Source organism: uncultured Campylobacter sp., assembly GCF_963517995.1.
In the GTDB taxonomy this organism is placed as follows: domain Bacteria; phylum Campylobacterota; class Campylobacteria; order Campylobacterales; family Campylobacteraceae; genus Campylobacter_A.
This window is the reverse complement of sequence record NZ_CAUQHQ010000166.1, coordinates 1-4309: the sequence shown is the minus strand read 5'-3', so window position 1 is coordinate 4309 and position 4309 is coordinate 1. Positions and strand designations below refer to the sequence as shown.

Sequence of the window (4309 nt, the reverse complement as noted above, 5' to 3'; positions counted from 1 at the left end):
CCAAGACCCGCATCTTGAAAATATAAAATTTAAAACGTGCGGCGCGACAGCGCTAAATTTAATCTGCACGCAGTGCAGCAACATCTCACGTGCAGTGGGGATGGTTGGGGGTTTTTGCGTCTCTGCGCTACTAGCAGCTGCAAGCAGACAGTAAGTAGTTCTGCTTGCGGTTACGAGCCGCAGGCAAAGTAAAGCCGCTTCCGCCTCCCAAAAAAGAATTTGAAAATCTAGTGTTTGATGATAAATTTAGCATTTTCAAGATGCAGGTCTCGGTGCGTAAAATTTAAAACCGTCAAATTTGAAGTCAAATTTGCCCGAATCAAATTTAATCAAAAATTTAAGCCAAAAGGAGCAAAAATGCTTGGCAAAACGTTAAAAACAGTTGGAATAGTCGGCGCTTTGGCGCTATTTTTAGGTATATTTTTAAATCTACAAGGAGAACAGATGAATCATAAAACAAAAGAGCCTGCGGTTGCGAACAAAACGATCGTGCTAGCGGGCGGGTGCTTTTGGGGTACGGAGGCCTATCTCAAGCAGCTTCCTGGCGTGGTGAGCACCTATACGGCCTACGCAAACTCAAAGGTGCCAAACCCTAGCTACGAGCAGGTCTGCACGGGTGACACGAACGCCGCCGAAGCCGTCTGGGTCGAATACGACGAATATGTGATCGACCTGCCGCATTTGCTCAAATTTTATTTTAATACCATCGATCCCACCAGCCTAAATAAGCAAGGCGGCGACCGCGGCACGCAGTACCGTACGGGCATCTACTACACCGATACGGCGGACGAGCCGGCGATCAGAGCCTTTATCGCCGAGCAGCAAAAAAACTACAAAGCGCCCATCGTAACGGAGGTCGCGCCGCTAGAAAATATCTACAAAGCCGAGGAGTATCACCAAGACTATCTGGACAAAAATCCGCACGGCTACTGCCACGTGACCTTTGAAAGCCTGCCTAAAAATGGCGAAATTTTGAGCGACAAAAAGCGCGATATGAAGCAAAATTTGCAAAACTACAAAAACAAAGACGACGCGGCGCTAAAAAATGAACTAAGCGCCATCTCATACGACGTCGTGAGGCACGCCGCGACCGAGCGCCCGCACAGCAGCGAGCTAAACGCCGAGGAGCGCATCGGCATCTACGTCGATATCACCAACGGTCAGCCGCTTTTTAGCTCGTACGATAAATTTGACGCGGGCTGCGGTTGGCCGAGCTTTACTAGGCCGATCGACGCGAGCCTAATCGCCGAAAAGTCTGATCTATCGCACGGCATGGTGCGCACCGAGGTCAAGACCGCGATGTCGGACTCGCACTTGGGCCATGTATTTGACGACGGTCCGCAGGACAAAGGAGGGCTAAGATACTGCATAAACGGCGCTGCGCTGAGATTTGTGCCAAAGGAGGAGATGGAGAAGGAGGGGTATGGGTATTTGATACCGTATCTCGACGCGCAGTATTCTAAAAAATAGCGGCTTGTTTTTTAAAAACGGCTTGTCTCGCGAGCGCTTTTCCGAGATTTTGCAAAATTTTCGCTCCGCAGGCTATATGCCTAGCGCACGCTCAATTTTGCTTCAAAACTCGAAAAATCATCTCGCGATACTTCGCCTTAACTTTTACTATTCAAATTTGAAGTCAAATTTGCAAATTTGACTTCAAATTTTACTTACCGAGACCCGCATCGCAAAAACGTTAGATTTTGTTTTTTTATGCCTTATTGCGAGTAAAACCTTTCTCGTCCTCAAAGAAAAAAGAATTTACTAGATTAAATTCAGCTAAAATTTATTCTTTATGCTCTTTTAGCGCCTTTATCCCTTCGCACTCTTTTAGTTCCGTAAAATCGACATGCAGTTTTTCGTGGATTTTAAAAATTTGCACTCCGACGTCGGTAAAATCGCGGTAATAATCCTTAAATCTTGGATCATTTTTTGACATTTCGATAAAATTTTTGACGAGCTCGCCAGCTTCTTTTACCATATTTACTATCAGTTCATCGCTTTTTTGTAGTAAATTATTTATGCTTTCACCCATTAGCATTCTCTCCTCGTGCTGCTACATTCGCATCTATTTGCTTTTATATTTGGCTGTTTTTTCGCAGTAGTAAATGATATAGATAAATGCTATCATAGAAATATTTATCTCATTCTTAAGAAACGATACACAGCGGTAAAATTGAAAAATATGTCGGCATTTTCGTAGCGCAAGCCTTATAAATAGTCGCTAAAAAGATAAGCGGTAAAATTTAAATCCAAGCAGCAAAACCTAGTTAAATTCGCCACTTGGATTTGCTTTTAAATTTAGCGAGCATTAAAATTACCCGCTGAATCAAAGCCAAAATCAAAATTTAAACCGTCGCCCCTTCGTTCATCGCGGCGTATTCTTCAAAGGTTCCCTTAAAATCGACGACCTCGCCGTTGCCTTTTAGGTGGATGATACGGTTAGCAAAGGCGTCGATGAGCTCTCTGTCGTGGCTCACGCAGATGACGTTGCCGCCGAATTTATACAGCGCCTCGCCTAGAGCGATGATGGCTTCGAGATCTAGGTGGTTGTTTGGCTCGTCTAGCACGAGCAGGTTGCCGCGCTCTAGCATCAGGCGGCTTAGCATTAGACGGTGTTTCTCGCCGCCGCTTAGGCTGCCGACCGATTTTTCCTGCTCGGCGCCGCTAAATAGCATCCTACCCAGGCACTTGCGGATCTCGTCTAGGTCCTTGTTGTTTTCGTCTTGCAGCCACTCGTAGAGCTTTAGCTCGCCGGTGATTTTGTTTGTCGTATCCTGCGCGAAGTAGCTAGGCTCTATCGTCGCGCCCACGTGCACGTCGCCGCTATCCGGAGCAACCTCGCCGATGATGATTTTAGCCAGCGTGCTTTTGCCTACGCCGTTTGCGCCGATGATGGCGACTTTGTCGTTCTTTTCGAGCTTGAAGTTAAAATTTTCAAACAAAACCTTGTCGTATGTTTTGCTGATGCCGCGTACCTCTAGGATCTCGTTGCCGATGTCGCGCTTTGTGCGGAAAAGTATGCTAGGATCGCGCCTGCTCGATACCTTGATCTCCTCGATATCGAGTTTGTTTAGCTGCTTTTGGCGGCTCGTGGCTTGGCGGGCTTTGCTCGCGTTTGCCGAGAATCGCGCGATAAATTTCTCTAGCTCCTCTTTTTCTTTTAGCTTTTTGTCGCGTTCCATCTCGTGCTGTTTGGCAACCAGCGTCGAGGCGATGTACCAGTCGTCGTAGTTACCGGCAAATTGCCTGATTTTCTTAAAATCCACGTCTAGGATGTGCGTGCAAACCGCATTTAAAAAGTGGCGGTCGTGGCTGATTAGCACCATCGTGCCTTCGTGGCGATTTAGCTCGTTTTCTAGCCACTTTATGCTCTCGATATCAAGGTTGTTGGTCGGCTCGTCAAGGAAAAGGATGTCGGGCTTTGGAAATAGCACTTGAGCGAGCAGGACTTTAAATTTATCCGAGTTTTCGACCTCGCTCATAGGCTTTTCAAAGTCGCTAAAGCCAAGCGAGCTTAGGATTTTCTCGATCCTGACCTCGTACTCGTAGCTAGGATCCTCCTCGGCGCTTATCATCTCAAGCTGCGCTAGGCGGTCGTTTACGGCGTCGGTAAACTCTTCGCTCATATAGAGGCGCTCTTTTTCTTTTACTGCGTCGTAGAGGCGTTTGTTGCCGTATAACACGGCGTCCTTGACGCTAAAATTTTCAAACGCGAACTGATCTTGCCCTAGCACGCCTACTTTTAGCCCGTTTTCGATGACGATCTCGCCGCTGTTTGCTTCGATCTCGCCCGAGAGGATTTTTAAAAACGTCGATTTTCCCGCGCCGTTTGCGCCGATGAGTCCGTAGCGGTTGCCGCGAGTGAGTTTTAGATTTACGTCCTCAAATAGCAGCTGCGCGTTAAATCTCATCAATAAATTTTTGACTTCAAGCATATTTACCCTTAAATTTTACTTTTAGAATCCTAGATTGTGCCAAAAAATCGTTTAAAATCAGTATAAACTTCGGCAAAAAGGCGTTTTTTCGTTTTTCTAAAAGCGTAATTGCTTAAATTTGCTCTTGCTATGCGATTTTTTGCTAAAATTTTGGCATGAACGGCAGGATCTGGCATGCGGCGCGATGAAAATTTAGCGTTTGTGCGGCTAAATTTGGGCGTTTTTGGATAAAAAATCCGCCGGAGATAAATCTAAAGGACAAAAAGTGAAAACGATTTTTCGCTTTTGCGTGATATTTTTAGTAGTCTATGTCGCGGTTTTGGCGTTGCTTTATTTTTTTCAAGAGAGGCTGATATTTTTCCCGAGCAAGCTAGAGC

General features: G+C 46.0%; 3 protein-coding genes. 1 reads left to right on the top strand and 2 read right to left on the bottom strand.

Translation table 11 applies throughout. The features are described 5' to 3' along the window. The first annotated feature begins 357 nt into the window (after positions 1 to 357). Positions 358 to 1470, top strand: coding sequence for a peptide-methionine (S)-S-oxide reductase MsrA (gene msrA, locus RYL88_RS11785; protein ID WP_314991535.1), 1113 nt, complete (start codon positions 358 to 360; stop codon positions 1468 to 1470). Between the two features lie 310 nt (positions 1471 to 1780). Here msrA and RYL88_RS11780 read toward each other — a convergent pair whose 3' ends face one another. Further along, positions 1781 to 2029: a chemotaxis protein gene (locus RYL88_RS11780; protein WP_314991534.1), complete on the bottom strand. Its 249-nt coding sequence runs from the start codon at positions 2027 to 2029 to the stop codon at positions 1781 to 1783. A gap of 313 nt (positions 2030 to 2342) precedes the next feature. Then, positions 2343 to 3932: an ABC-F family ATP-binding cassette domain-containing protein gene (locus RYL88_RS11775; protein WP_314991532.1), complete on the bottom strand. Its 1590-nt coding sequence runs from the start codon at positions 3930 to 3932 to the stop codon at positions 2343 to 2345. Positions 3933 to 4309 lie beyond the last annotated feature (377 nt).